Origin of the sequence: Corynebacterium sp. HMSC070H05 (genome assembly GCF_001837615.1) — a bacterium.
GTDB lineage: Bacteria > Actinomycetota > Actinomycetes > Mycobacteriales > Mycobacteriaceae > Corynebacterium > Corynebacterium coyleae.
Map to the genome: position 1 here is coordinate 1 of NZ_KV833337.1, position 300 is coordinate 300.

Consider the following 300-nt stretch of genomic DNA (forward strand, 5'->3'; position numbering starts at 1 on the left):
ATGGAGCACGCCGGGCGGTTAGGGATTGATCAGGATCGTCCGGCTGCACCCCAGATTGCCGAAAACCTCATTGGGATTTTCTTCGGCGAGGGCAAGGTCGCAACCGCAGCGCCGCGCCCGACGGTGTTGGTGCCGCTGCCGGATTACCTGCGCATCTTGGATGGCAGTGGGGATGATGTGGTGTTGGCCATGACCGATGGCACCACCATGACCGGTGCGGAGTTTCTCTCCGCCCAGTTCGGTGATGCGTTGGAAGTAGCTGCGTTTCATCCGCAGGCCGGTGCGGTGAATCTGTACCGC

The 300-nt window shown here is 61.7% G+C and carries 1 pseudogene; it reads left to right on the forward strand.

Features of this window, described 5'->3' with window-relative positions:
* Positions 1-300, forward strand: a pseudogene (locus tag HMPREF2617_RS12100) (HNH endonuclease); the annotation flags it as partial.